We start from the raw sequence: 24,380 nt of genomic DNA on the forward strand, positions 1-24,380 counted from the left end.
CGGAGCAACCAGGGCGGGCGCACGATCACGCCCCCCGGCCACGGCAATCCACACGCGTGTACTCACGGACATCCACCTCCTCTCCAACGTTTCGCCGTCAACTCTGCCGCACCCCGGCAGCACCCGGCAACCTATTTTTCGCGCACCGTCGGACACCCATCCCGCACGCGGGTGTTTCGTGTGAAGTCAGGACGATGATGTTCACATCGCACGCCAGCAGAGTGGGTGCGGCCAGGCACAGCGCGGGACCGGAGAGGACGGTGGGCTAGTCCGGTTTGCCGAAGTGCTCGTTGCGGCCGAGAGACCGCAGCCGGAACCATTCCTTGAGTCCGGCCGGGTCGCGGCGGGTCACCAGGAAGAACCAGGAGAACCGAATCCACTCCTGCGGCAACAGCTTTCGCATACCCGGCTGTGACATCAGGTACCCGCGGTTGCGGTAGGTGAAGTAGCGCTTCACCGGGTCGTCCGGGTACTGGGTGTGCATCCGCCCGCCCAGGATCGGCTTGAACTCCTCGGCGCCGTTGGGGTGCAGGTAGGCGGTCTGCAGGCAGGTGCCGAACGGCAGCCCGGAGCGGACCAGGCGGCGATGCACCTCCACCTCGTCACCGCGCACGAACAGCCGCAGGTCGGGCACACCGATCAGGTCGACGGCCTTCGCCGAGATCAGCGCACCGTTGAACAGCGAGGCGATGCCGGGTAGGAAGTCCTCGTCACCGAGCTCCGATCGCAACCGCCGCCACACCACGCCACGCCGCAGCGGGAACGCGAGGCGATCCGGTTCGGCGATATCGCAGACCACCGGCGACACCTCGACCAGGTTGTGCCTGCGCGCGCAATCAATCAGTGTCGCAAGCACTTCGGGGCCTTCTGGCCGCCCGTCGTCATCAGCCAGCCAGACCCAATCCGCGCCCTGCGTGAGCGCGTGCAGCATGCCGAGCGCGAAACCGCCCGCGCCGCCGAGATTGTGGCGCGACCCCAGGTAGGTCGCCTCGATCGGCTGCTGGGCGACCAGTTCGGCCACCGCGTCCTCGTTGGCGTTGTCGACGACGATCAGATGATCGACCGGACGCGACTGTGAGGCAAGCACTTTCAACGATTCGGCGAGCAGCTCACGGCGCTTGTGCGTGACGACCACCGCGATGATCCGCGCGGCAGGCCCGGTCTCGGTGGTGAGGTCGGCGGGTTCGGCACCAACGGGCAATTCCGCGTCATCGGCCAGCACGACGTTGCCGTGCGCGGCTTCCTCCGGCAGTACCGCGGCGGGCTCGATCGGCGCCGGGGTCGTAGCCTCCAGGCGGTCGGTCATGCTGAACCCACCCGGCACGGCGGCCGGGGCAGCCTCGTCACGTTGACCGCTCATACCTGATTCTGCTCCAGCTTCTTCTCGCCCGTCGCGCTGTCAGCGCCCTCGGTTTCCAGCTCACGTAGCACCTGTGCCACGTGATTACCCGCCTCGGGCCCTTCATACGCTCGCACAACGTCCTCGATCCCGCCTTGTTCGCGGATCTGACCGTGGTCGATCCACATCGCGGTATCGCAGAGCTGGGCGAGGAATTCGTTGGAGTGGCTGGCGAACACCAGGATGCCCGACCGCGCCACCAGCGACTGCAGTCGTGTGCGCGCCTTCTTCATGAACTCCGCGTCGACCGCGCCGATACCCTCGTCGAGCAGCAGGATCTCGGGGTCGATCGAGGTGACCACACCCATCGCCAGCCGCACCCGCATACCGGTGGAGTAGGTGCGCAGCGGCATCGACAGGTATTCGCCCAGCTCGGTGAAGTCGGCGATCTCGTCGATCTTGGCCAGCATCTGCTTGCGGGTCTGGCCGAGGAACAGGCCGCGGATGATGATGTTCTCGTAGCCGGAGATCTCCGGGTCCATGCCGACACCGAGGTCGAACACCGGCGCCACCCGGCCGCGGATGCGCGCACTGCCGCGCGAAGGTTCGTAGATGCCGGAGAGCAGTCGCAGCAGCGTCGACTTACCGGCGCCGTTGTGGCCGACCAGACCAACCCGGTCGCCTTCCTTCAGCGACAGGTTGATGTCGCGCAGCGCCTCGACCACCACCACATCGGAGCTGTTGCGCCCGATGGCGCCGCCCGCCTTGCCGAGAAACGCCTTCTTCAGCGATCGCGACTTGGCGTCGAAGATGGGGAACTCGACCCACGCCTCATGGGTTTCGATACTCACACGGCTCATCGAGAACTGCTCCTAAACCCAGTACGGGACGCGGGCACGGTACTGCTTGAGCGCCAGGATCGCCACGACCCAGCCGACCACGGTGATCGCGACGACGACCGCCCAGTGATGCCATTCCGAGGGCTCACCGAGCAGGGGAGCGCGCACGATCTCCAGGTAGTGGTAGGTGGGGATGATCTCGAGCAGCTTGGCCCGGTCGCCCGCGCCGCCGACCGAGTCCTCGAGCGCCTTCGTCGACCACATCACCGGGGTCAGCACGAACAGCATCAGCGTCATCGAGCCCAGGATCGGGGCGATGTCGCGGTAGCGGGTGGAGAAGATGCCGAAGACGATCGTCACCCACATGGCATTGAGGAACAGCAGCAGAATCGCGGGTATCACCAGCAGGACCGAGAAGTTCAGATCACGCCAGATCGAGAACGCCACCACCAGCACCGCGTAGATCGCCGCATTGTGGATGAAGAACAGGAACTGGCGCCAGACCAGGCGATATACGTGCACGCTCAGCGCCGAGGGCAACTGTTTGATCAGGCCCTCGTTGGCGATGAACACATCGGAGCCCTCGAGAATCGAAGCACTGATGACGTTCCACACGATCAAACCGACGGTCACATACGGCAGGTATTCGCTGATCGGCTGATCGAGCAGCGTCGAATACAGCAGCCCCATCGCCAGCGCCTGCAAACCGGTTGCGATGGTGATCCAGAACGGACCGAGCACCGACCGGCGGTAACGCTGCTTGATGTCCTGCCAGCCAAGCGACAACCACAGCTCGCGCTGATGTAGGCCGTCGCGCATGTCCTTGAACGCACGCCCGAACGTCTGCGAATCCGACACCATCGGCGTCTTCACCAGCAGGGGTGCGTCGGTGGTGTGCTCGGCCGTGGCGTCTTCGGCCAGTTCGGCGTCGGTAGGAGTGTCTTCGGATTGCACGGGGCTCTCTTCAGTACGCGCGTCACTCAGATCAGAGTCGGGACGGGCGGCAGCGCTGGGCACGGTCCCCGACCTTACAGTGTTGTTTTCCGGCTGGCGCCGGGTGTTCGAGGCCCGGGACTACAGGTACTGTCCGCCGCCCACATGCCCACCGGCTTTCGTCTCGGCGGCGTGCATTCCCGGCGGGAGCGCACCCTGACGCATCTGCTCGAGCTGGGCGCGCGCGGCCATCTGCTGGGCGAACAGCGCGGTCTGGATGCCGTGGAACAGGCCCTCCAACCAGCCGACGAGCTGAGCCTGAGCGATGCGCAGTTCCGCGTCCGATGGCACCGAGTCGTCGGTGAAGGGCAGGGTGAGGCGCTCGAGTTCCTCGCGCAGTTCCGGCGCCAGGCCCTGTTCGAGCTCGCGGACCGAGGACTTGTGGATCTCCTTGAGCCGCGAGCGGCTGGCGTCGTCCAGCGGAGCGGCGCGCACCTCTTCGAGCAGCTGCTTGATCATGGTGCCGATGCGCATCACCTTGGCGGGCTGTTCGACCATGTCGGTCAGCGACTCGCCGGAATCACTCGCCGGCTTCTCGTCGTCCGGCACGACCTGCCCGGTGAACGTGGGCGCGTCGCCGTCGGCGGGCACGGTCAGTGGACGGCCGTCGGGACCGATCACGACGATGGATTCGGGGACATCCTCCGAGTGCGTCATGTCCCTATCATTGCGCGTGTGCCGGGTTCGCGCGAAAACCCCCACGCGGTTACCCCGGGACGCCCCCTGCCCTTAAAGTGGCCACCATGACTTATGACGTCGCGAGGGTTCGGGGCCTGATACCGTCCCTGGGCGACGGCTGGATCCATCTGGACCCGCAGGCGGGGATGCTGGTTCCCGATTCGGTATCGCGTGCCGTCTCAACGGGTTTCCGTACCTCGTCGTTCTCCCATGTCGGCCGCCACGGTGCGGCATCGCGCAGCGGCGCGATCCTCGACGCCGCCAGGGAAGCGGTCGCCGACCTGGTCGGTGGAGATCCGGCCGGCGTCGTGCTCGGACCCGATCGCGCGGTGCTGCTCGCCTGGTTGGCGGAGTCGCTGAGCTCACGCCTCGGCCTCGGCACCGGCATCGTGCTCTCCCGTCTTGACGACGAGGCCAACGTCGCCCCGTGGCTGCGCATCGCCAACCGCTACGGCGCGCATGTGCGCTGGGCCGAGGTGGAGATCGAGACCTGCGAGATGCCGTCGTGGCAGTTCGAGGAGCTGATCGGACCCACCGCGCGCCTGGTCGCGCTCACCGCGGCGTCCCCGATCGTCGGTTCGGCGCCGGGTGTCCGGGTGGCGGCCGATCGGGTGCACGACGTGGGCGGATTGCTGGTGGCCGACGCGTTCGGCGCGGCTCCGTACGCGCTGATCGACATCGATGATCTCAACGCCGACGTGGTCGCGCTGAGCGCACCGTCGTGGGGTGGCCCGCAGGTCGGCGCGCTCGTTTTCCGCGACCCGGCGTTCCTCGACCGCATCCCGTCGATGTCGCTGAACCCCTATGCCAAGGGCGCTGAACGCCTCGAAGTGGGCGGCCACCAGTACGCGCTGCTGGCCGGACTCACCGAGTCCATCGACTTCCTCGCCGGACTCGACGAACGCGCCACCGGCACCCGCCGCGAACGCCTCGAGATGTCGATCACCTCGCTGCAGGACTACCACGATCAGCTCTTCGACCACCTCATGCAGGTGCTGGAGAAGGTCGAGAACCTCACCGTGATCGGCCGCGCCTCCACCCGCATCCCGACGGTCAGTTTCACGATGGCCGGGATGCAGGCGGAGAAGGTGGCGGCCAAGCTGGCCGACGCGAGGATCGGCACGGTCAGCGGTGTGCACGGCGGCAGTCGACTGCTCGACGCGCTCGGCGTGAACGACGAGGGCGGGGCGGTGACGATCGGTGTGGCGCCCTATACGACGCGCCACGAGATCGACCAGCTCGGACGGGCGCTCAGCGCGCTGGAGTAGTTCGCGCCGGGGTGAACGCTCACTCCCGGACCCGCAGGATCACCTTGCCGAAGGTCTGCGATTCGTCGAGCATCTCGTGCGCGCGGGCCGCCTCGGTGATCGGCAACTCGGCGGAGATCACCGGCACGATCTCGCCCGCGCTCACCCGCGGCCACAGCTGTGCGCGGACCGCCGCGACGATCTCGGCCTTGCTCCCCGCTCCCACCTGTGGCCGACTGCGCACGTTGGTCGCGTGGACGGTGCCCCATTTACGCAGCAGCGCGGCGATATTCAGTGTCCCGCTGACGCCGCCTTGCATCCCGATCACCACCAGCCGCCCCTGCGATGCGAGCGCTTCCACATTCCGCTCCAGATACTTCGCGCCCATGTTGTCCAGGATCACGTCGGCACCACCCTGTTCCGCGACCACCGCGACGAAGTCCTCGGTCCGGTAGTTGATCAGGATCTGCGCTCCCAGCTCGGCGCACCTGGCCAGCTTCTCGTCCGACCCGGCCGTTACCGCCACCCGCGCCCCGAGTGCCCGCGCCACCTGGATCGCGTGCGTCCCGATCCCGCCGCCCCCACCATGAATCAACACCAGCTGCCCCGACTCCAGACCCGCCGTCATCACCAGGTTCGACCACACCGTCGCCGCCACCTCCGGCAACCCCGCGGCGGCAACGGCATCCATCCCCTCCGGTATCGGCAACAGCTGCGTGGCGGGCACCGCCACCAACTGCGCGTACCCGCCCCCGGCCAGCAGCGCGCACACCCGATCCCCGACCTGCCAGTCCGTCACCCCCGCCCCCAACCGCACAATCGTCCCCGAACACTCCAACCCGAGAATCGAACTGGCACCGGCGGGCGGCGGATAGAACCCCCTCCGCTGCATCACATCAGCCCGATTCACCCCCGCCGCAACAACTTCCACCAATACCTCACCGGGCCCCGGCTCCGGATCGACCGCCTCGGTCCACTCCATCACATCGGGCTCACCGAATCCGTTCAGCGCAATCGCATACATGGTGCCAATCCTCCACCCGCGCTCCTCCCGCCACCAGGACCGCACCGCCATGTCGCGACTCCGAGGCCGGTCGGAATCCAGGAGCGACGGCCCAGTCGGATCAGCTACCATCTCCTCCTAGGGAGACGTGGCAGAGCGGCCGAATGCACTCGCCTTGAAAGCGAGCATGGGTAAAACCATCGGGGGTTCAAATCCCTCCGTCTCCGCAAACGCGGGCTCGGGCCCGTCAGTCAGTTAGCTCGAGGGGAATCTCATGACCGGTGTCGTACCCGGGCCCGCCGTTCCGGCGCAGCAACAGTTCCGCGCGGTGCCGGGGCAGACCGGAATCGTCATCCACACGTGGAAGCTTCCGATCGCCTTCGGTATCGGCACGAAGATCTCGGTCAACGGCTATCAGATCCCCAACTCCCGGTGGGGTGCCAACTTTGTGCCCGGACCACCCGGTACGCACACGGTGTCAGTCGACACGACGCAGTGGGGGATGGCCTACGGTGGCAACTTCGCCCAGGTCCAGGTCTTCCCCGGGTACACCACCGAGGTGCACTACACCGCGCCCGCGCAGATCTATATGAAGGGCATGCTGGCTGCCGAGCGTCAGAGCGCCCCAGGCGTGGTGTTCAGCTATATCGCGCTGGTGTTCGTCTTCATCATGCTGGCGGCGTACGTGGCCCTGATCGTCGTCTGATCTGCACGGACCTCCAGCCGCCCACCGTCGCTGCGGTGGGCATCTCCGCAGCTTTCGGCACCAGGTGGCCGTCGATGAGGCCTTCCGGCTGACTATCCCTCATCCCACGCTTGGATCGAGGTCTGGTCGACGATGCGGCCATCGCGTAGGTCGGCCATCGAGTGGGCGAGGACGCGGGTGCCGTCCGGATAGCGGCAGGATTCCACGAAGGCGATGTGGTCGCCGTCGATCAGGACGCTGTCGAGGGAGTGGGTCATCTCCCTGGCACACACGTCGTCGAACATCGCGCTGATCGCCGAGCGGCCGTGCAGCACCCGGGGATGGCTCGGTTGGTCGCGGTGGTCGATCATGCGGATGTCGGCATCGTCGCTGTAGAGCGTCAGCAGTGTTGCGGCATCGCGGTTTTCGATGCCGCGGCGCAGTGCGTCGGCATCGAATCCCGAACTGGATGCGGTGCTCATCGGGGTCTCCTTTGCTCGTCGAAACGAGCCGGACCAGGGCGATTCGGCCCGTACCGAGAACCCTACGCCCGCGCCGGGGCCTGCGTAACCCGTCGCCGAGCAGCGAAATCCAGGCCGGACAACCCGCCGCCGATCAGTCTCGCCGAACGAAATTAGGTCGAATGTCCAGGTCCGGGGCGTCGTAGTAGCGGTGAAAGGTGGGTGTCAGGCCCGACGAGATGGGTGGGTTGACCCAACTCCAGTCGGTCGGGCAGGCGCGCCCGGCGGCCTCCTCGCGCTGGACGTGATCACAGAACTGCTTGGCTACCGTGTGGTGGTCGACCATGTGCACACCCGATGCCCGAAAACTGTGCAGCACAGCATGATTGAGCTCGATGAGTGCCTTGTCGCGCCACAGCGTCCGCACCGACGAAGTGTCGAGTCCCATCATGTCGGCGATCAGCGGCAGCATGTTGTAGCGATCGGCGTCGCTGAGATTGCGCGCCCCGATCTCGGTGCCGACATACCAGCCGTTGAAGGGGGCGAAGGGGTAGCAAACGCCGCCGATGTCCAGATCCATATTCGAAACAGCGGGCAGCGCATGCCATTTCAGTCCGAGTCCGGCGAACCACGGGTAGTCGGGATGAATCAGGTCGACCTCGCGGACCAGCTCGCGCGGAACGTCGAAATACTGCACGTCCTCGGTGGGCGTGCTGATCAGCACCGGCAGCACGTCGAACGGCGTGCGCTCCCCGCGCCAGCCCAGCTCGCGGGCCTGTTCGGTGGCCGCGATATTGGCCGGATCGCCGGTGACGGTGCCGTCGCCGTTGCGGTAGCCGGCGTAGCGGATCAGCTGCGAACTCTCGATCCGGTATTCACCACCGCCGGGTTCGCGCGCCGGGCCGACCGTGATCATCGACTGAATCGCGCCGCCATTGGTGGCCAGGCGCAGATGCTGCCAGCACACCTCGGACAGTTCCCGCGCGGTAGTTACTCGCCGGGCATCGAGCAGCTTCAACGTCCGCCAGTGTTTGCGGCCGACGCAGCGAGCGTGGTTGCGCCACGCCAATTTCGCGCCGATCAAGATCTCCTCGGCGGTCTGGTGGTAGGTGCCGGTATCACGCAATTCGGCGAGCGCGCTGAGACGACGCTGCGTCGGCAGGTGCCCTAGCTCGGGGTAGCGGAAGAACTCGTCGCAGTCGCGTAAACGGCGGTCCAGTTCGAGCGCCTGCGGCCGGGCGAGCTCGATGTCGGCCGCCGAAGTGACTATGCGGGCAGGGTTTTCGCAGACGGCGGGGCGAGAGCCTTGGTTCACAGTGCATCTCCGGTCGGGCAGCAGGGTGCGGGCCGTGCGGGCGTGCCCGGGATGCGGGGAGATTGCCCGCCGAGAACACACACACTCGACCGGTGGCGCGCGCCGACCGAATAATCGATCGACGTGAATCAGCTTCGGACAAGCCTACGACCGGTGTGCTGGCAGTGTGCTCGAATTCGCGGTAATCACATCGCAACCCGCGTCAAGGGAGGCTGACGGTGTCCCGAGCTAACGGAATCGGGCAGCCGTTTCGCCCGCCGTGGCGAAGCTGAGGAACTGCTCGTTCTCGTGCGGATCACCGACCGTCACCCGCACACCGTCACCGGCGAACGGCCGAACCAGCACGCCCGCAGCGGCACTCGCCTCGGCGAACTCGATGCTGCGCTCGCCCAACGGCAACCACACGAAATTGGCCTCGCTCGACGGCACCTCGTAGCCCGCGGCCAGCAGCGCGTCACGCAGCCGATGCCGTTGCGCCACCAGCACTTCGGTGCGATCGAGCAACTCGCCGCGTGCCTGCAGCGAGGCGATCGCGGCGGCCTGCGCGACGCGGTTCACACTGAACGGGATGTGCACCTTCAGCAGCGCGGTGATCACCTCGGGATCGCCCACCGCGTAGCCGACGCGCAAACCGGCCAGACCGTACGCTTTCGAGAAAGTGCGCAGGACAATCACATTCGGCCTCGTGCGCCCGATCTCGATGCCGTCGGGGCGGGTATCGGCGGTCAGCCGCATGTACTCGTAGTAGGCCTCGTCGAGCACGACGAGGACGTGCGCGGGCACCCGATCCAGAAACCGTTCCAGCTCGGCGCGCCCGTGTGCGGTGCCGGTGGGGTTGTTCGGATTGCAGACGAAGATCAGCTTGGTGCGCTCGGTGACCGCGTCGGCCATCGCGTCCAGATCGTGCAGGTAGCCCTCGGTCAGCGGCACCGTCACCGCGGTCGCGTTGCCGACCTGAGTGACGATCGGGTATGCCTCGAACGAGCGCCACGCGAACATCACCTCGTCGGTGGGTGCGTCGCAGGTGATCTGCACGAGCTCCTGACACAGAGCCACGCTGCCGCAGCCGACCGCGACATTCGCGACGGTGACGCCGAGGAACTCGGCCAGTGCCGCGCGCAGCTCGGTGACCTGGTTGTCCGGGTAGCGGTTGGCCTGCTCGGCGGATTCAGCGATCGCTTTGGCCGCGCTCGGCAACGGTCCGAAGGTCGTCTCGTTGGACGCGAGCTTCACCGCACCCGGGTGGTTGCGGCCAGGAACGTAGGCCGGGATGGTGGCGAGGTCGGGGCGGATGTGCGCGGTCACGCCTTCACTCTACGATTGTCGGCCGTCGCGACATGCGGCGCGGCCCGCCAGGCCTACCCAAGTCCAGTTCTGCCGCCTACGCTGGGTTGATGCCGGGCACTTACGATGATGTCGCCCCCCTACGGTCGGCGGATGCCGAGTCGGTCGCAGTCGTGCGACGCACCGCCGTGCCCATCACGGTGGTCGAGCCCGAACGGGTGGCCCGCGGCGGCATCGTCGTCCTGCACGAATCCCGGGAATTCTCGCCTCGACTGCTCGATCTGATGCGAGCGTTGTCCGCCGAGGGCTGGATCGTCGTCGCCCCGCATCTTTTCGACCGCATCACCGACCCGCAGGTACACGAGGTGTTCGGCGAGGAACTCTTCGACGATTTCGACGCCGGCTTCGACTGGCTCACCGGCCGCGGCGTCTTTCCCGACACGATCGGTGTCCTCGGCTTCGACAGCGCGGGCACCGCCGCCTTCCTCGTCGCCGCCACCCGCCCGATCGGCGCCGCGGTGAGTGTGTCCGCCCCCGGCATCACCGAGCCGCTCGTCGATCAGCACGCAGCCCTGGTCGACGTCGCCGCCGACCTCCAAGCTCCCTGGCTCGGCCTGTTCGGCGACAACGACCCGGCCACCCCACCGGAAGCGGTCGAACGCCTGCGCGAGGCCACGGCCAAGGCGAATGTGGCCAGTCTCACCATCACCTATCCCGGCCTGAGCCACCGCGCCGACCGCCCCGACCCCGAGGACGACGCGGCCGCCGCCATCCGGATCGATTCCCAGACCCGTATCTACGACTGGTTCGACAGCAACTTACGCTGATTGACCAGGCGTTTTGGACTACTACCCACGCTCGTGTAATCTTCATTCCCGGCGGTTCGACAAGGACCGGTGCCCTCGAAAGAGAAGGCTCCAGGAGGCGTGCCAGAGCGGCCGAATGGGACTCACTGCTAATGAGTTGTCCCTTCACGGGGACCGGAGGTTCAAATCCTCTCGCCTCCGCCACACCCAGCTCGCTGGGTACAACTGAAAAAGCACGACCATGCGCCCGTAGCTCAACGGATAGAGCACTTGACTACGGATCAAGAGGTTAGGGGTTCGAATCCCTTCGGGCGCACCGAGATCGACCCCGTATCAGCTGATGCGGGGTCGATTTTTTGTTGGTGGGCGTCGGTCATTTCGAGGCTGACCACGGACGAGATCTTCAGCAATCGCTGACCTCACCCGAAATCGGTATTCGATGACCGCGCGGACTCCCGGCCGTGCCTACTTCCAGGCGGGGAGCGGCGGTAGTGGGCCGGTCAGGTCGCTGCCGGAGGTGCGGCCGAGGAGCCATCCCAGGAGGGCCCAGGCGGGGCCCAGGACGGTGTGGTGGGGGCGGCCGGGGCCGACGGTGGCGATGAAATCTGTGTCGGTGGACTGGATGTCGAAGGTGGGGGTGGCTGCGGGGCGGAGCTTGGCTGAGAGGTCGATGATGGTTTCGGGGAGTAGGCGGGCTACGAAGGGGGCGGGCCAATCGGCGGGGGTGTAGCCGATGTCGAGGTCTACGTGGTGGATTTCGGTCTCGCGCAGGCGCATCCACGGGATCTGGTCGGCGGTGAGGGTGCCGCCCTGGCGGTTGCGGATCTCGGCCTGCCAGTCGCCGGCGGGCATGGTGCCGGCGACGGCCTGCCAGCGGTGCGCGGTGGCGGTGAAGTCGGCGTGCTGCACGGTGAGTGGGCGGGGTGCGCCAGCCTCGATATCGGCATCGCGGACTTCCACGCTCGGATACTGGGGCATCTCGATTCCGGTGTGGGCCCACAGCAGCAGGTTCAGCAGGCTGTCGGCATTGCGTGACAGATGAGCCAGCACATGACCGCGGGTCCATCCCGGTAGCAGGGACGGATCGGCCAATGCCTCATCGGTGAGCCTGCCGATCGCGGTGTCGACGCGCGCGGTGGACGCGGCGACCTGATCGAGCAGGTCGGTGGGAGTTGCCGTTTCGCTGGTCACGAATTCGAGAGTAGTGCTCCACGGTCGGCGCACACCCGAGAACGACGGCGTCGACATTGCCCTGTGGATAACTCTGAGCCTGTGGATAACTGGGCATAAATCGGTCGTCTACGCCTGCGCGTCGGTGCCTGCGCGTGTGACGATTCAGCCAGCGATGATCGCGTCGGCCTCGATCTCCACCAGCAGGCCAGGGGCGATCAACGCGGTGACCTCGTACATCGAGGCCGCGGGGCGGATCGTGCCGAACACCTCGGCATGGGCGGCCGCGACCTCGGGCCAGCGGGCGATGTCGGTGACGAACATGCGTGTGCGCACCACATCGCGCAGGCTCGCGCCTGCTTGCTCGAGAGCAGTGGCGATGCGGGCCAAGACCTCACGGGTCTGGGCGCCGATGTCGTCGCCGCCGACAGCACCACCACCGGTGACAGCGGCCGTTGTGCCACTGACAACGACCTGGTTGCCGACCCGTACCGCCCGCGAATACCCGACGACATCTTCGAAATCGGAGGCTGAGGAAATGTTCACCCGAGTTGTGGTCATGATTGCCAGAATGGTCCACCAAGTGAAGGCGGGCAATTCATTTGCCGGTCGCCTGTTGGTCGGCTCGCGACGGTATGTATGGCAGGTGAACGCACGTCCAGGTCTTCGCCTCTTTCCCCTCACCGCCGCTCTGTGCGCCGCCGCCGTTGTGGCAGGCTGCGCACCGGATACCGCTGACCGCTTCGCCACAGGCAAGGATCAGCCGCTGGTGATCTCGCTCGACGAACTGCTGGACAAGGCGGGCGCCAGTGCGGAGCTCGGGGTCAGTCTCGAGCCCGAGCACGGCAATGTCACTCGCCGCGCCGACGGCGCCTACGTGTACACCCCGAGCGCCGACTACACCGGCTTCGACCAGTTCACCGTCACCACCACCGACGCGGTTCGCCTCTACACCACCGACATTCCGGTGCTCGGCGAGTTCGGTGGTACCACGGTGCAGGGCAGCGGTTTCGGCTCGGCTTGGACCGCGGTACCGGGTAGCGTCGGCGAGTTCTATGGGCTCACCGACCGTGGCCCGAACGTCGATGGGCCCGCCAAGAACGAGAAGCTCACGCCGACACCGAGTTTCGTGCCCAAGATCGGACGGTTCAAGCTGGTCGACGACAAGGCCGTCCTGCAGTCGAGCATCGAGTTGCGCAGCAAGTCGGGCGCACCGTTCAACGGCCAGGTCGACATCTCGGCCAGCACCGGCGAGACCATCAAGGATCTACAGGGCAATGTCCTGCCGCCGACCGACCACGGCCTCGACCCCGAAGGCCTGGTCGCGATGGCCGACGGCACTTTCTGGATCTCCGACGAATACGGTCCGTTCCTGGTGCATTTCGATGCCAAGGGCACCGAGATCGAGCGGCTCGCACCGGGCAAGGGACTGCCGAAGGAAATCGCGTTGCGCACCCCCAACCAGGGCATGGAGGGGCTGACCATCACCCCCGACGGCAAGACCCTGGTCGGCGTGGTCCAGAGCGCGCTCAATACTCCCGGCCTGAACGGTTCGGCCAAGGAGGTGCCGTTCACACGCATCGTGACCGTCGATCTGATGAGCAAAGCGCAGAAGGAATTCCTGTACCCGCTGGAGAACCCGAAGCAGTCCAAGGTCGCGGTCTCCGAGATCACCGCGCTGAGCGCCACCACCTTCCTGGTCGCCGAGCGCGATGGCAACCTCGCACCCGAGTCGGACAAGAAGATCTGGACCATCGACATCGCGGGCGCGACCGATGTAGGCCCACAGTCCAAGGTGCCCGGCGCTATCTATGACGCGGAGAAGGGCGGCCTGCTGATCGACGGCAAGCCATTGGAAACGCTGATCGGCGTCATCCCGACCGCCGACGCCGTCGCCGCATTGACCAAGGTGGGCGTCACCCCCGTCGCGAAGACGAGCAACCTCGACCTGTCCGCGCTGGTCGCCCTGCTCGATGAGAAGGGCCGGTTCTTCGGCCACGACAAGATCGAAGGCATCGCCACCCTCGATGGCGGCAAGACCATCTACATCGCCAATGACAGCGACTTCGGCCTGGCCGCCAGCCAGGGCGAACAGCCGCCGTTCGGTCTGAAGCCCAAGACACTGCCCAACGGCACCCAGGACACCGGCGAGGTGCTCGAGGTCGACACCACCAAACTCCCTGCGAAGCTCGACGGCTACACGGTGAAGATCACTGTCGAGTAGTCAACTCGCGTCCCTCGACGAGGACCGCGGCGGCCAGGGCGAGTAGCCACAGCGACATGGCGCCGACCTGGATTCGCTGGGCGATGCCGAGAGCGTAGGAGCCGGAGAGGTTGTCGGCGACCATCATCCAGATGGTCGCCGCCGACCCGAGGACCAGCACGGCGACGCCGAATTCGCGCAGGATCCGCCAGCGTCGGTAGCGGAAAGCCGCGGCACTGAAGGCGAATGCCGCCACCGCGATCGAGGTGACGGCCAGGGTGCTTGTCAGCGCGTGTGGTTGGTGTAGCTGAGGGAACAGTCCGCTGCCGCAAGCGTTGGTACCGGGGTCGCAATCGCTCAGTGGGAACAGGGTGTCGGCGATGGTGGACGCGCCGAAGCACAGCAGGGCGACCCAGCCGATCGTGGTCAGCCGACGGCGCCGGAAAACCAGCAGTCCACCCAGGGCCGCCGGGATCAGCAACAGGCCGACGAGCTTGTCGGCGGTGCCGAACACCTCGCGGTAGGGCTTGCCCTCGGCGTCGAGTTCGCTGAGGAAGTCGTTGACCGGGTCGGTGTCGATCGGAAGTACGAATTCGAGCAGCCACGACGAATAACACAGGCCCGCGATGGCGATCGCGATGGCGATCAGCAACGAGTAGCCACGGGTGTGCCGTGCGGATTCGGTCACACCGACATTGTGCGGGTCCGGTCTCGACCGCCCGAAGCAGGCGCGTCGAGAGCTAGCATCACAGGCACGCACAGGTTGCTGTCAGGTTCACCGTGCAGGGTGGTTGGTAACCAACGGAGAGGTCCTCGATGAGCTACGTGATCGCGCTGGCAAGCTTCGCCACTGTTCTCGCGCTGGCCGTGTCCGGCTTCGTCGCGGCGGATGCGTCGCGCGCACGGGTACGGGTCCGCGCCGAACGTAGCCCGCATCGTCGCTGAAAAACCGCGGTTCAGCTGGGCTGGGAGCGCTTCACGAGCGAAGTGATCTGCTCGGCCGCCGCCTGTGGATCCTCGTGCTCCCACACCCGCACGACCTCCCAACCCGCCGCCGTCAACGCGGCATCGGTAGCCCGATCGCGGGCCACATTGCCTGCCAGCTTGTCGGCCCACCACTGCGCGTTGTTCTTCGGCTCGGTCGCATGATCGCGGCATCGATGCCAGAAACAGCCGTCGACGTAGACGGCGATGCGCAACCGCGGAAACACCACATCCGCGCGTCGACGTTGGCCTTTGATGGGTGGACGATCGACGAAATAGCGCAGGCCCGCCCGGTGTAATTCGCGGCGTAATGCCAGCTCGGGAGCAGTATTCGCACGCCGCTGTTTGGACATTCGCGCACTGGTCGCCGAGTCGGTCACGAGCTTTCGCGCGGCCGATGCGCTCATGCCGCCCAGCCGCCCATGCGGTCGAGGTGGTCGCGGACATCGTCGAGGAAGCCGGGGGGAAAGCGGAGGTTCCCCATCGAGGTGCGCCGTAGGAATCCGGCGGTGGCGCGCGGGGAGAGCAGGCGGGGCTCGGTGAGGAAGTTCTTCAGGTCCTCGTAGGGTTCGTGGACCGGCCAGGTCGACAGCGGAACGCGGTGCACGACGCCCGCGTGACCCCAAGCGGCGCTCGGCCACGGTTGGCCTGCGCCGAGCGGCTCACCCAGGGTGAGCGGGTCCGACGGCGCCGCCAGGCGTTCGCCGACCCAGTTCGCCATCCGCACACTCACCGCATTGCCGACCAGTTTCCAACGATGACCTTGGCGCACGCCCGCGACGTCGAGGGCGGGGGCGGTCCAATCGGCGTCGAAGCCCTGTAATCGCTCGCCGTCGACGATGCCCGGCGTCACGATCTCGCCCGCGGGCAGTCGGACCGCGGGCGGACTGGCGATGCCGAGACCGGAACCGGCCTTGAGGGTCGGCACCGCGTTCACCGCCCAGCCGAGCCCGCGGACACCTTCGGTCCAGTAGAAACCGCACGGATCGCAGTCCGGGTCGCCGTAGTCGCGCGGACCGGCGTCGTCACCGAACAGCACCTGACGTGGATCCTCGGTGCGCGAAGCCAGCATCAGCACGCGCTGACGCCGCTGCGGCAAGCCGAACGCGCGCCCGTCGACGACCCGGTACGCCCAGCTGTACCCCAGCTCCTCCAGCGCGGCGGTGATGTGACGCATGGCCGCACCACGACCCAGCTGCAGCATGAACGGGACGTTCTCGATCAACAACCACCGCGGCCCACGCTGCCTGCGAACCAACCGGAACACCTCGTCGACGAGGCCGGATCGGCGACCGGTGATGCCCGCGGTGCGCCCGGCCTGCGAGAGATCCTGGCAGGGAAAACCCGCCGCGACCAGCTCGGTACCGGCGGGCAGGGACCGCAATCGGGTGATGTCGCCGTGCAGGTCGGTGTCGGGGAATCGCGCGGCCAGCACGCCCTGAGCGCCGGGATCGATCTCACACAGCAACTCCGAGGACCAACCGTGCCCGCTCAGACCGAGTTCGAGCCCGCCGATCCCGGCGAACAACCCGACCATCCGCGACAACGAGACTCCTGTGTGTGTTGGAGCGCCGGCGCGCTCGGGTCAGCGGCCACCGGGTGTCCGCTCGTCAGCGTTCCCTCGCGCCTGCGGCGAATTGTATCGGTCCGCCGCACACGGACAGGCCGCGCACGAATCCTCCCCGACGCAGGGTGACCAGTCGGGCGGCAGGGGTAGACGGGCGCGCTCGGGCCGAGGAAAATCGGTGGCCGGGGGTGGGGGTGCTCTGGGACTCTTGATGGGCCGAACTTGTCGGACCCTGGTGCGAACATCACCATGCGTCCGTTTCCGGAAACCAACCAACCGACCGGGCATCAAGGGGGAGTTTTGTCTGTCACATCAGAGCTGGCGGCCGCCGAATCGGAGGCCGACAGATCGGAGCGGCGCACGCCGCGGCCGAGTGGGGGAATGCGGTCGCTGCGGCGATTTCTGCCCTATCTCCGGCCGTATCGGGTGCCGCTGCTGCTGGCCAACGCGCTCGCGATCGTCACCGCGAGTACCGCGATCGCGATTCCGCTCGTCATCGCGCGGGTGATCGACGGGCCGATCGCGCGGCGCGACTTCGTCGGTCTGCTGGCGCCGGTCGCGCTGATCTTCCTGCTCGGCTCGCTCGAATCGTTCGGCATGTGGGGCAGGCGATGGCTGGTGTCCAAGCCTTCGACGATGTTCGAAATCGCCATGCGTGCCAAGCTTTTCACGCAATTGCAGGCGCTCTCGATCGGCCGTCACGACGGCTGGCAGTCGGGTCAGTTGCTCTCGCGCGCCATCGACGACCTGTCGGTGATGCGGCGGTTCGTCGCGTTCGCCGGCCCTTTCCTCATCGTCAACGGGGTGATCATGCCCACCGGGCTGATCGTGTTGTTCGCGATGAATTGGCAAGTGGGACTGATATTCACGGTGACGTCGCTGCCGTTGACGTTGTTCTGCGCGCGATTCGTGCGCCGGTTCGAGGTGGCGTCGCGGCGTTCGCAGGACCAGTCCGGCGACCTGGCCACCATCGCCCAGGAATCCGCGCAGGGCGTGCGGGTGCTCAAGGCGCTGGGTCGCGGCCGGTTCTTCGGTGCGCGTTTCACCGCTCTCTCCCGAGAACTGCAGCGCACCGAAATGGAGAAGGTGCGCCTGGATGCCACGCTGTGGTCGGCGTTGGTGACCTTGCCGACCGTGTCGATCGCGCTGTCGCTCGGGGTCGGTGGCTACTCGGTGGTTCAAGGGTCGATGACGATGGGCACGCTCGTCGCGAGCATCACGCTGGCCACGTTTCTGCAGTGGCCGATCATCTGGCTCGGTTTCCTGTTGTCGGAGCTGTTCGAGGCGCGCACCGCGGCGGATCGCTTCTGGGAGATCATCGACACCCCGCTCGACATCACCGACCCACCGCATCCGACGGAACTACCGGTCGCGCTACACGGGGAGCTGGTCATCGACCGGGTTCGCTTCGCCTACCCGCGATCCGATGACAGCCCGGAAAACGACGTGCTGGAAGAGATTTCATTGCGGATCCGACCGGGGGAGACGGTCGCGCTGGTGGGCGCGACGGGCAGCGGAAAGACCGCGCTGCTCGAACTGATTCCCCGGCTCTACGACGTGAGCGGCGGCAGCATCACCATCGACGGGGTCGACATCGCCAGCCTGCGACTGGCCGAGCTGCGCCGGGTGGTGACGGTGGCCTTCGAGGAGCCGGTGCTGTTCTCGGCCAGCGTGCGCGAGAACGTGGCGCTGGGCGACGCGCGGGCCACGGACGCCGATGTGCGTCAGGCGCTCGATATCGCGCAGGCGAGCGAGTTCGTCGACGCCTTGCCGTGGGGGCTCGACACCCGCATCGGTGAGCAGGGCATGAGTCTGTCCGGCGGCCAGCGCCAGCGTCTGGCACTGGCCAGAGCCGTGCTCACCGGTGATACCGAGGCGCACGGCCGGATCATGGTCCTCGACGATCCGCTCTCGGCGCTGGACGTGGAAACCGAAGAGCGCGTGCAGGATCGGCTGCGGGCTGTCCTCTCCAACGCGACAACCCTGCTGGTCGCGCACCGGCCGTCCACCGCCGCACTGGCCGATCGAGTCGCCCTGCTCGCCGACGGGCGCATCGTCGCCGAGGGCAGTCACGAGAAATTGCTGCGCACGAGCAGCCACTACCGCGAACTGATGGGAGGTGAAGCATGAGCACCGAGATCACGGAAAAGGCAGCGCCGGAGGAGAAATCCGATCTGGCGGCCGATTGGCGTGGTATCGCCAAGGAGGACGACACCGTCACCGGCACCGGAAACCTGGTGCTGGCCGGGCGATCCCGGCGATTGCTCATCGACCTGGTGCGGCCCTACCGCAAACAGGCGATCCTCACCTTCGTCCTGATCCTGCTCGACAACGCGGCCAAGGTGTCGCTGCCGCTGTTCATCGCCTACGGGCTCGACCACGGCATCAACCAAGGCCGCCAAGGCAATTGGACGCCGATGATCGCGACCGTCGCCGGGTTCGTCGCGGTGACGTTGCTGTCGGGGTTCACCACGTTCGCTTTCCTGCGCGCCTCGGGGTCGCTGAGTCAGCGGGTGCTGTTCGACCTGCGGGTGCGCGCGTTCCGGCACACCCAGCGGTTGAGCGTGTCGTTTCACGAGACGTACACCTCGGGCAAGGTCGTCACCCGGCTCACCAGCGATATCGAAGCCCTGCAGGAACTGCTCGAAGGGGCGCTGAATCAGGCGCTGAGCGCGGTGATCTCGGTGGTGACCATCGCGGCGCTGTTGATCTGGCTCGACCCGCTGCTGGCCTCGATCGTGCTGATCGGGTTCGTGCCGCTGGTGCTGGTCACCCGGTGGGCGCAGCGGCGTCAGCGGGCCGGGTACCGGCGCACGCGCGGTGCGATCTCGCGGGTGGTCGTGCAGTTCGTCGAGTCGATGAGCGGCATGCGGGCGGTGCAGGCGTTCCGTCGTGAACATCGCAACGAGGAGGTCCTCGGCGTCGAGGACTCGGCGTACCAGAAGGCGACGACCACCGCGGTCCGCGGCATGGGCGACTACGTGGGGCTGTCCAATTTCATCGGCAAACTGACCACGGTGATCGTGCTGCTGGTCGGCGCCTGGCAGGTGATGGAGGGCAATCTCGCGATCGGTGTGCTCGCCGCGTACCTGCTCTACCTCGACCAGTTCTACGGTCCGCTCGACGAACTCGCGCAGGTGTTCAATTCCTACCAGTCCGCCGCGGCGGCGCTGGAGAAGATCTCCGGCGTGCTCGAGGAGGAACCGGTCGTCGCCGAACCCGAACACCCGGTCGTCCTGGAACGGGCCACCGGTGCGGTGCGGATGGAAAAGGTCTGGTTCGGCTACAACACCACCTCGGTGCTGCCGGAATTCGATCTGGCGATCCCGGCCGGGCAGGTGGTGGCGCTGGTCGGTGCCACCGGCGCGGGCAAGTCGACGCTGGCGAAACTGCTCACCCGGTTCTACGACCCGAGCGGTGGCGTCATCACGCTCGACAACGTAGACCTGCGCGACCTGGCCGATGCCGAGCTGCGCAGGCACATCGTGATGATCACCCAGGAGGCCTACCTCTTCTCCGGCACCATCGCCGACAACATCCGGCTCGGCAGGCCCGACGCGACCGACGCCGAGGTCGCCGCGGCCGCGCGGGCGGTGGGGTTGGACGTGTTCGTCGCCGGACTTCCCGACGGGTATGCCACCGACGTGCGGACGCGCGGCGGCAGGCTCTCGGCGGGGCAGCGTCAGCTGGTGGCGTTCGCGCGGGTGTTCCTGGCCGATCCGGCGGTGATCGTGCTCGACGAGGCCACCTCCAGCCTGGATATCCCCGGTGAGCGGCTCGTTCAGCACGCGCTGGAGACCCTGCTGCGCGACCGGACGGCCGTGATCATCGCGCATCGGCTGTCCACCGTGGCCATTGCCGACCGAGTGCTGGTGCTCGACGGCGGCCGGATCGTGGAAGACGGCGCACCGGCCGAGTTGATCGCCGGCCAGGGACGCTTCGCCGGATTGCACGCCGCGTGGCGGGATTCGCTGGTGTGAAGCGACCGTGTTGTGCAGCGGTGGGGCCGGTGTCGCTTACCGTAGAGAGGTGACGACCCCAGCCCCGGGCCCGGCCGACGGCCCCACCGAGATCAGACCGGCCTCCCGGTGGCCCGCGGTGCTCACCTGGCGTGCCCACGACAACACCCGCATCGAGTCGGTGCGGGTGACGGTGAACGGCAATCGGATCAGGGCCGCGGGCCGGATGATCGGCTGTGCCGGCGACGAGCACCCGGCGTTCAGCGCGTCGTACGACCTGGTCACCGACGAAGCGGGGGCGACAAGGCGGCTGTCGCTGCGCACCACCACCGCGGCCGGTGAACGCCACGCGTCGATCTCGCGCGACGAGGAGAACTACTGGCTCGTCGACGCAGGCGGCACCCATGTGCGCTCCACCTTCGGTGGCGCCCTCGATGTCGACGTAGTGCTGAGCCCGTTCTTCAACACCCTGCCGATCCGCCGCTTCTGCCTCCAGAACGCCGTCGGCGACGTCCAGGTCCCCGTCGTCTACGTGCGACTGCCCGACCTGCTGGTGCAGGAAGCCGAGCTCACCTACTCGAGCGCGGCCGACGGCATCAACGTCCTGTCCCCGGTCTCGAGCGCCACGTTGACGGTTGATCCGGAGGGCTTCGTACTCGATTACCCGGGACTTGCCGAACGCGCCTGACCCGCAGGGGATCAGATCGCGCGGAGTACACCGCCGTCTCGACCAGCGCGATGCAATGCGCCGAGCCAGTCGGCGGTGCCCGGCGTGATGCCGGAGATATCCCAGGTCGAGCGGTTGTCGTAGGCGGTGCGGCCGCGAAAACCCGTCTCGACGAGTTCGCCGAGGTGGCCGTCCGTACGCAGGGCATCACGGGCAGTGACCAGTGTCTCGATGGCTTCGTCGAGTACCTGTTGCAGTGCGGTCGCGTTCGGTTCGCAGATGGCGCGAACGAGGTCGGGGGCGGTGCCCGCGACGCGGGTCCCGTCGCGGAACGAACCCGCTGCCAGACCGAGCGCCAGCTTCCCGCCGGTAGCGCCGGAGGCGGCCAGCGCTTCGGCCAGCACATGCGGCAGATGCGAGATCCGCGCGACGGCTTGATCGTGCTCTTCGGCGAGCACCGGAACCACCACCGACCCACAATCCACTGCGAGCCGCACCACCCGCGACCACGGTTGCACCTGTGTGCCCTCGTCCACCCCCACCGCCCACACGGCATCCTGGAAGAGCGTGGAATCGGTAGCAGCCCAACCGGATTCGGCCGTACCGGCCATCGGGTGTCCACCCACGTACAAAGCCTCGAGCCCGTGCTTTCGCACCGCGTCCAACACCGGCCCCTTCACGCTCACGACATCGGTCAGCGGGCATCGGGGTGCCAGCACCGCGATGTCGGCCAGCAGGTATTCGACGGCGGGCATCGGCACCGCGATCACCAGCAGCGCGTCCACCTCGGCGGCCCGGCGCAGCACCGCGGACAGGTCGCCGGAGACATCGAATCCGTCCAGACGTGCCGCGGAAACCCCGGATTCGGAGCGGTTGTACCCGAACGCCGCGTACCCGGATGCGACGGCGGCGCGCAGCAGTGAACCGCCGATCAGGCCGGTCCCGAGGACGCAAACAGGCCCACGCTGGTCGATGTTCATCCGAACAGATTGGCACACGAGTTCATCATTAGGGGTCCGACAGACTACCGTTTGGTCCATGGCAGCACAGCGCTCGGGCACGAACAGGGCGACGTCGGATGACGACTTCGACGTCGAAGGGTTCGCAGTGGCCGTGGTCCGCGAAGAAGGCACGTGGCGGGTCAGTCCGCTCAGCTCGGAAGCCCTGCACGATCTGTCGGCCGCGGAGACCGAACTGAAGTCTTTGCGCAGCTCAGGTGCGGTGTTCGGGCTGATCGACGTCGACGACGAATTCTTCATCGTGTTGCGTCCGGCGCCGAGCGGCACCCGCCTGCTCGTCTCCGACGCCACCGCGGCGATCGACTACGACATCGCCGCCGACGTCCTCGACGCGCTCAATGTAGAGATCCCCGACATCGACCCCGACGACCTCGACGACGTCGAACCGTGGGAAGAGGGCGACCTCGGTGTCCTCGCCGACCTCGGCCTCCCGGAACCGGTCCTCAGCGTGATCATCGCCGAAACCGACCTCTACCCCGACGAGCAGCTCGGCATGATCGCCCAGCGCCTCGGTTTCGCCGACGAATTCGCCGCGGTCCTGGACAAAATGCCGAGGTGACCGACGAAGAGATGATGCGCGCCGCCCTGGCGGCCGCAGCCGACGCCGACCCGCGCGATGTGCCGGTCGGCGCCGTCGTCTTCGACGCACGAGGCCGCGAACTGGCCCGCGCCACCAACGCCAGAGAAGCCCTCGGCGACCCCACCGCGCACGCCGAAGTCCTCGCCTTGCGCGCGGCCGCCGCGGTCAACGGCGACGGTTGGAGACTCGAAGGCGCGACCCTCGCTGTCACCCTCGAGCCCTGCACCATGTGCGCGGGCGCTCTGGTCCTGGCCCGTATCGGCAAGGTCGTCTTCGGTGCCTGGGAACCCAAAACCGGTGCCGTCGGCTCTCTCTGGGACGTAGTCCGCGACCGCCGCCTCAACCACCGCCCCCAAGTCCGCGGCGGCGTCCTCGAACCCGACTGCGTGGCCCTGCTCGACACCTTCTTCAAAAACCAACGCTGACCAGCCGATTTAACAATCCTCGGACCGGTCCGGTACCGTAGTCGGCGGTGGCGTGTCCGAGCGGCCTAAGGAGCACGCCTCGAAAGCGTGTGAGGGGTAACCCCCCTCCGAGGGTTCAAATCCCTCCGCCACCGCCAAAGCCCCTCACTTGTTCACGCAGGTGAGGGGCTTTTTCTTGTCTGGAAAGTGCGTCGGTAAGCCGACGGGGAGGTGCGCACCGCTTTCGCGAAGTGGTGGCGGAAGGTGACCGGTGTGGCGAAACCGGCGGCGGTCGCGATCTCCTCGATCGGGGCGTCGCCCGTCTCGAGCATTGCCAGGGCTGCCTGGATGCGTTGGGCGATCAGCCATTTGCTCGGGGTCGAACCGGTTTCGCGGACGAAATGGCGTAGGTAGGTGCGCGGGGACAAGCCTGCCACTCTCGCTAGGTCAGGTACGCCGATCGGGTCGGCGAGGTGTTCGAGTGCCCAGGAGAGGCTGCGGGCGATGGGGGCGTCGAGAGGTTCGGGGGGCATGGGGGCTTCGATGTACTGGGCTTGGCCGCCGGTGCGGTGGGGCTGGATGACGAGGCGGCGGGCGACCGCGTTGGCGACGGACGCGCCGAGGTCGTTGCGCACCAGATGGAGGGCGAGGTCGAGGCCGGCCGCGCAGCCCGCGCTGGTCAGGATGTCGCCTTCGTCGGTGTAGAGGGGTTCGGGGTCGACCTCGACCAGGGGGTAGCGCTCGCGCAGGAGGTCGGCGTATCGCCAGTGCGTGGTGGCTCGGCGGCCGTCGAGCAGGCCCGCGGCGGCGAGGGCGAAGGCGCCTGAGCAGATCGACACGATGCGTGAGCCGTTGCTGTGCGCATGGCGAAGCGCGTCGATCAAGGCCGGCGAGGTCGGCGCGCGGGGGTCGGCGACGCTCGGGACCACCACCGTGTCGGCGGCGGCGAACTCCGCGAGACCGTGCGGGCTGGACAGGGTCGCGCCGCCGATCACGCGGACGGGGTCGGGGGTTTCGGTGCAGATCTTCAGCTCGTACCAGGGCTGGGAGATATCGGGCCAGGTCAGGCCGAAGACTTCGACGACGATGCCGGTTTCGAACGCCGTCATCCCGTCGTAGGCCAGCACGGAAACAGAGCTCATGTCTAAATCTTAGCGATAGTCGTCATCTATGCCAC

General features: G+C 67.1%; 25 protein-coding genes and 4 tRNA genes. 14 read left to right on the plus strand and 15 right to left on the minus strand.

The annotated features are described in order from the left end of the window. Nucleotides 1-265: 265 nt before the first annotated feature. The 4 genes from ACLJPD_RS10740 to ACLJPD_RS10755 form a co-directional block, all read right to left on the minus strand. A complete protein-coding gene (locus ACLJPD_RS10740; RefSeq protein WP_410871739.1) occupies nt 266-1,360 on the minus strand; it encodes a glycosyltransferase in 1,095 nt (364 codons plus the stop codon). Beyond that, nucleotides 1,357-2,199: an ABC transporter ATP-binding protein gene (locus ACLJPD_RS10745; RefSeq protein ID WP_410871740.1), complete on the minus strand. Its 843-nt coding sequence runs from the start codon at nt 2,197-2,199 to the stop codon at nt 1,357-1,359. Before ACLJPD_RS10745 ends, ACLJPD_RS10740 begins: the two co-directional genes overlap by 4 nt. A 12-nt stretch (nt 2,200-2,211) precedes the next feature. Next, nucleotides 2,212-3,039, minus strand: a complete 828-nt coding sequence (locus tag ACLJPD_RS10750) for an ABC transporter permease (RefSeq protein WP_410872004.1) — start codon at nt 3,037-3,039, stop codon at nt 2,212-2,214. A 213-nt stretch (nt 3,040-3,252) separates the two neighbouring features. Further along, on the minus strand, nt 3,253-3,828 hold the full coding sequence (locus ACLJPD_RS10755) for a bacterial proteasome activator family protein (RefSeq protein WP_410871741.1): 576 nt from the start codon (nt 3,826-3,828) through the stop codon (nt 3,253-3,255). An 86-nt stretch (nt 3,829-3,914) separates the two neighbouring features. Here ACLJPD_RS10755 and ACLJPD_RS10760 point away from each other — a divergent pair, with 86 nt between their 5' ends. Then, nucleotides 3,915-5,117, plus strand: a complete 1,203-nt coding sequence (locus tag ACLJPD_RS10760) for a cysteine desulfurase-like protein (RefSeq protein WP_410871742.1) — start codon at nt 3,915-3,917, stop codon at nt 5,115-5,117. A gap of 19 nt (nt 5,118-5,136) precedes the next feature. Here ACLJPD_RS10760 and ACLJPD_RS10765 read toward each other — a convergent pair whose 3' ends face one another. After that, on the minus strand, nt 5,137-6,120 hold the full coding sequence (locus tag ACLJPD_RS10765) for an NAD(P)H-quinone oxidoreductase (protein ID WP_410871743.1): 984 nt from the start codon (nt 6,118-6,120) through the stop codon (nt 5,137-5,139). 121 nt (nt 6,121-6,241) lie between these two features. On the opposite strand from ACLJPD_RS10765, the gene ACLJPD_RS10770 reads away from it, so the two are divergent. Next, nucleotides 6,242-6,326, plus strand: a tRNA-Ser gene (locus ACLJPD_RS10770). Nucleotides 6,327-6,373: 47 nt separating this feature from the next. Beyond that, on the plus strand, nt 6,374-6,805 hold the full coding sequence (locus tag ACLJPD_RS10775) for a hypothetical protein (RefSeq protein ID WP_410871744.1): 432 nt from the start codon (nt 6,374-6,376) through the stop codon (nt 6,803-6,805). Between the two features lie 92 nt (nt 6,806-6,897). Here the strand turns inward: ACLJPD_RS10775 and ACLJPD_RS10780 are convergent, their stop codons facing one another. The 3 genes from ACLJPD_RS10780 to hisC all read right to left on the minus strand — a co-directional run bounded on the left by ACLJPD_RS10780 (nt 6,898) and on the right by hisC (nt 9,865). After that, the gene (locus tag ACLJPD_RS10780) at nt 6,898-7,266 is read right to left on the minus strand and encodes a nuclear transport factor 2 family protein (RefSeq protein ID WP_410871745.1); all 369 of its coding nucleotides are present in this window, start codon (nt 7,264-7,266) and stop codon (nt 6,898-6,900) included. A gap of 133 nt (nt 7,267-7,399) precedes the next feature. Beyond that, nucleotides 7,400-8,515: a nitric oxide synthase oxygenase gene (locus ACLJPD_RS10785; protein ID WP_410872005.1), complete on the minus strand. Its 1,116-nt coding sequence runs from the start codon at nt 8,513-8,515 to the stop codon at nt 7,400-7,402. Nucleotides 8,516-8,788: 273 nt separating this feature from the next. Then, nucleotides 8,789-9,865 (minus strand): histidinol-phosphate transaminase, encoded by a 1,077-nt coding sequence (gene hisC, locus ACLJPD_RS10790; RefSeq protein ID WP_410871746.1) that lies wholly within the window; start codon nt 9,863-9,865, stop codon nt 8,789-8,791. Between the two features lie 89 nt (nt 9,866-9,954). On the opposite strand from hisC, the gene ACLJPD_RS10795 reads away from it, so the two are divergent. The 3 genes from ACLJPD_RS10795 to ACLJPD_RS10805 all read left to right on the plus strand — a co-directional run bounded on the left by ACLJPD_RS10795 (nt 9,955) and on the right by ACLJPD_RS10805 (nt 10,966). After that, nucleotides 9,955-10,671 (plus strand): dienelactone hydrolase family protein, encoded by a 717-nt coding sequence (locus ACLJPD_RS10795; RefSeq protein WP_410871748.1) that lies wholly within the window; start codon nt 9,955-9,957, stop codon nt 10,669-10,671. Nucleotides 10,672-10,764: 93 nt separating this feature from the next. Continuing rightward, a tRNA-Ser gene (locus ACLJPD_RS10800) sits at nt 10,765-10,854 on the plus strand. A 39-nt stretch (nt 10,855-10,893) separates the two neighbouring features. Further along, a tRNA-Arg gene (locus ACLJPD_RS10805) sits at nt 10,894-10,966 on the plus strand. A 149-nt stretch (nt 10,967-11,115) separates the two neighbouring features. Here the strand turns inward: ACLJPD_RS10805 and ACLJPD_RS10810 are convergent. Then, entirely contained in the window at nt 11,116-11,841 is a 726-nt protein-coding gene (locus tag ACLJPD_RS10810; protein ID WP_410871749.1) for a maleylpyruvate isomerase family mycothiol-dependent enzyme, read from the minus strand. 144 nt (nt 11,842-11,985) lie between these two features. Continuing rightward, complete coding sequence (locus tag ACLJPD_RS10815; RefSeq protein ID WP_410871750.1) at nt 11,986-12,381, minus strand: RidA family protein; 396 nt, start codon at nt 12,379-12,381, stop codon at nt 11,986-11,988. An 85-nt stretch (nt 12,382-12,466) separates the two neighbouring features. Here ACLJPD_RS10815 and ACLJPD_RS10820 point away from each other — a divergent pair, with 85 nt between their 5' ends. Continuing rightward, complete coding sequence (locus ACLJPD_RS10820; protein ID WP_410871751.1) at nt 12,467-14,044, plus strand: esterase-like activity of phytase family protein; 1,578 nt, start codon at nt 12,467-12,469, stop codon at nt 14,042-14,044. Here ACLJPD_RS10820 and ACLJPD_RS10825 read toward each other — a convergent pair. After that, nucleotides 14,031-14,711, minus strand: a complete 681-nt coding sequence (locus tag ACLJPD_RS10825; RefSeq protein WP_410871752.1) for a DUF998 domain-containing protein — start codon at nt 14,709-14,711, stop codon at nt 14,031-14,033. The two genes, ACLJPD_RS10820 and ACLJPD_RS10825, sit on opposite strands and share 14 nt — an antisense overlap. A gap of 128 nt (nt 14,712-14,839) precedes the next feature. On the opposite strand from ACLJPD_RS10825, the gene ACLJPD_RS10830 reads away from it, so the two are divergent. Then, nucleotides 14,840-14,968: a hypothetical protein gene (locus ACLJPD_RS10830; protein WP_410871753.1), complete on the plus strand. Its 129-nt coding sequence runs from the start codon at nt 14,840-14,842 to the stop codon at nt 14,966-14,968. An 11-nt stretch (nt 14,969-14,979) separates the two neighbouring features. Here the strand turns inward: ACLJPD_RS10830 and ACLJPD_RS10835 are convergent, their stop codons facing one another. Further along, nucleotides 14,980-15,414: a very short patch repair endonuclease gene (locus tag ACLJPD_RS10835; protein ID WP_410871754.1), complete on the minus strand. Its 435-nt coding sequence runs from the start codon at nt 15,412-15,414 to the stop codon at nt 14,980-14,982. Further along, a complete protein-coding gene (locus ACLJPD_RS10840) occupies nt 15,411-16,544 on the minus strand; it encodes a DNA cytosine methyltransferase (protein ID WP_410872006.1) in 1,134 nt (377 codons plus the stop codon). Before ACLJPD_RS10840 ends, ACLJPD_RS10835 begins: the two co-directional genes overlap by 4 nt. A 330-nt stretch (nt 16,545-16,874) precedes the next feature. Here ACLJPD_RS10840 and ACLJPD_RS10845 point away from each other — a divergent pair, with 330 nt between their 5' ends. From ACLJPD_RS10845 to ACLJPD_RS10855, 3 genes are read left to right on the plus strand one after another with little or no spacing between them, the layout of a single operon-like run. Continuing rightward, nucleotides 16,875-18,704 carry an ABC transporter ATP-binding protein gene (locus ACLJPD_RS10845; protein WP_410871755.1) on the plus strand — a complete coding sequence of 610 codons (1,830 nt, stop codon included), beginning with the start codon at nt 16,875-16,877 and terminating at the stop codon, nt 18,702-18,704. Beyond that, nucleotides 18,701-20,554: an ABC transporter ATP-binding protein gene (locus ACLJPD_RS10850; RefSeq protein ID WP_410871756.1), complete on the plus strand. Its 1,854-nt coding sequence runs from the start codon at nt 18,701-18,703 to the stop codon at nt 20,552-20,554. Before ACLJPD_RS10845 ends, ACLJPD_RS10850 begins: the two co-directional genes overlap by 4 nt. 49 nt (nt 20,555-20,603) lie before the next feature. Continuing rightward, nucleotides 20,604-21,221: a putative glycolipid-binding domain-containing protein gene (locus tag ACLJPD_RS10855; RefSeq protein ID WP_410871757.1), complete on the plus strand. Its 618-nt coding sequence runs from the start codon at nt 20,604-20,606 to the stop codon at nt 21,219-21,221. Nucleotides 21,222-21,232: 11 nt separating this feature from the next. Here the strand turns inward: ACLJPD_RS10855 and ACLJPD_RS10860 are convergent, their stop codons facing one another. Then, complete coding sequence (locus ACLJPD_RS10860; RefSeq protein ID WP_410871758.1) at nt 21,233-22,180, minus strand: prephenate dehydrogenase; 948 nt, start codon at nt 22,178-22,180, stop codon at nt 21,233-21,235. Between the two features lie 58 nt (nt 22,181-22,238). On the opposite strand from ACLJPD_RS10860, the gene ACLJPD_RS10865 reads away from it, so the two are divergent. From ACLJPD_RS10865 to ACLJPD_RS10875, 3 genes are all read left to right on the plus strand, one after another. Further along, a complete protein-coding gene (locus ACLJPD_RS10865) occupies nt 22,239-22,778 on the plus strand; it encodes a tRNA adenosine deaminase-associated protein (RefSeq protein ID WP_410871759.1) in 540 nt (179 codons plus the stop codon). Nucleotides 22,779-22,789: 11 nt separating this feature from the next. Continuing rightward, nucleotides 22,790-23,224 (plus strand): nucleoside deaminase, encoded by a 435-nt coding sequence (locus ACLJPD_RS10870; protein ID WP_410872007.1) that lies wholly within the window; start codon nt 22,790-22,792, stop codon nt 23,222-23,224. Nucleotides 23,225-23,270: 46 nt separating this feature from the next. Beyond that, nucleotides 23,271-23,361 (plus strand) — tRNA-Ser (locus tag ACLJPD_RS10875). 15 nt (nt 23,362-23,376) lie between these two features. Here the strand turns inward: ACLJPD_RS10875 and ACLJPD_RS10880 are convergent. Beyond that, on the minus strand, nt 23,377-24,345 hold the full coding sequence (locus ACLJPD_RS10880) for a GlxA family transcriptional regulator (protein WP_410871760.1): 969 nt from the start codon (nt 24,343-24,345) through the stop codon (nt 23,377-23,379). Nucleotides 24,346-24,380 lie beyond the last annotated feature (35 nt).

Origin of the sequence: Nocardia sp. A7 (assembly GCF_046549215.1) — a bacterium.
Lineage (GTDB): Bacteria > Actinomycetota > Actinomycetes > Mycobacteriales > Mycobacteriaceae > Nocardia.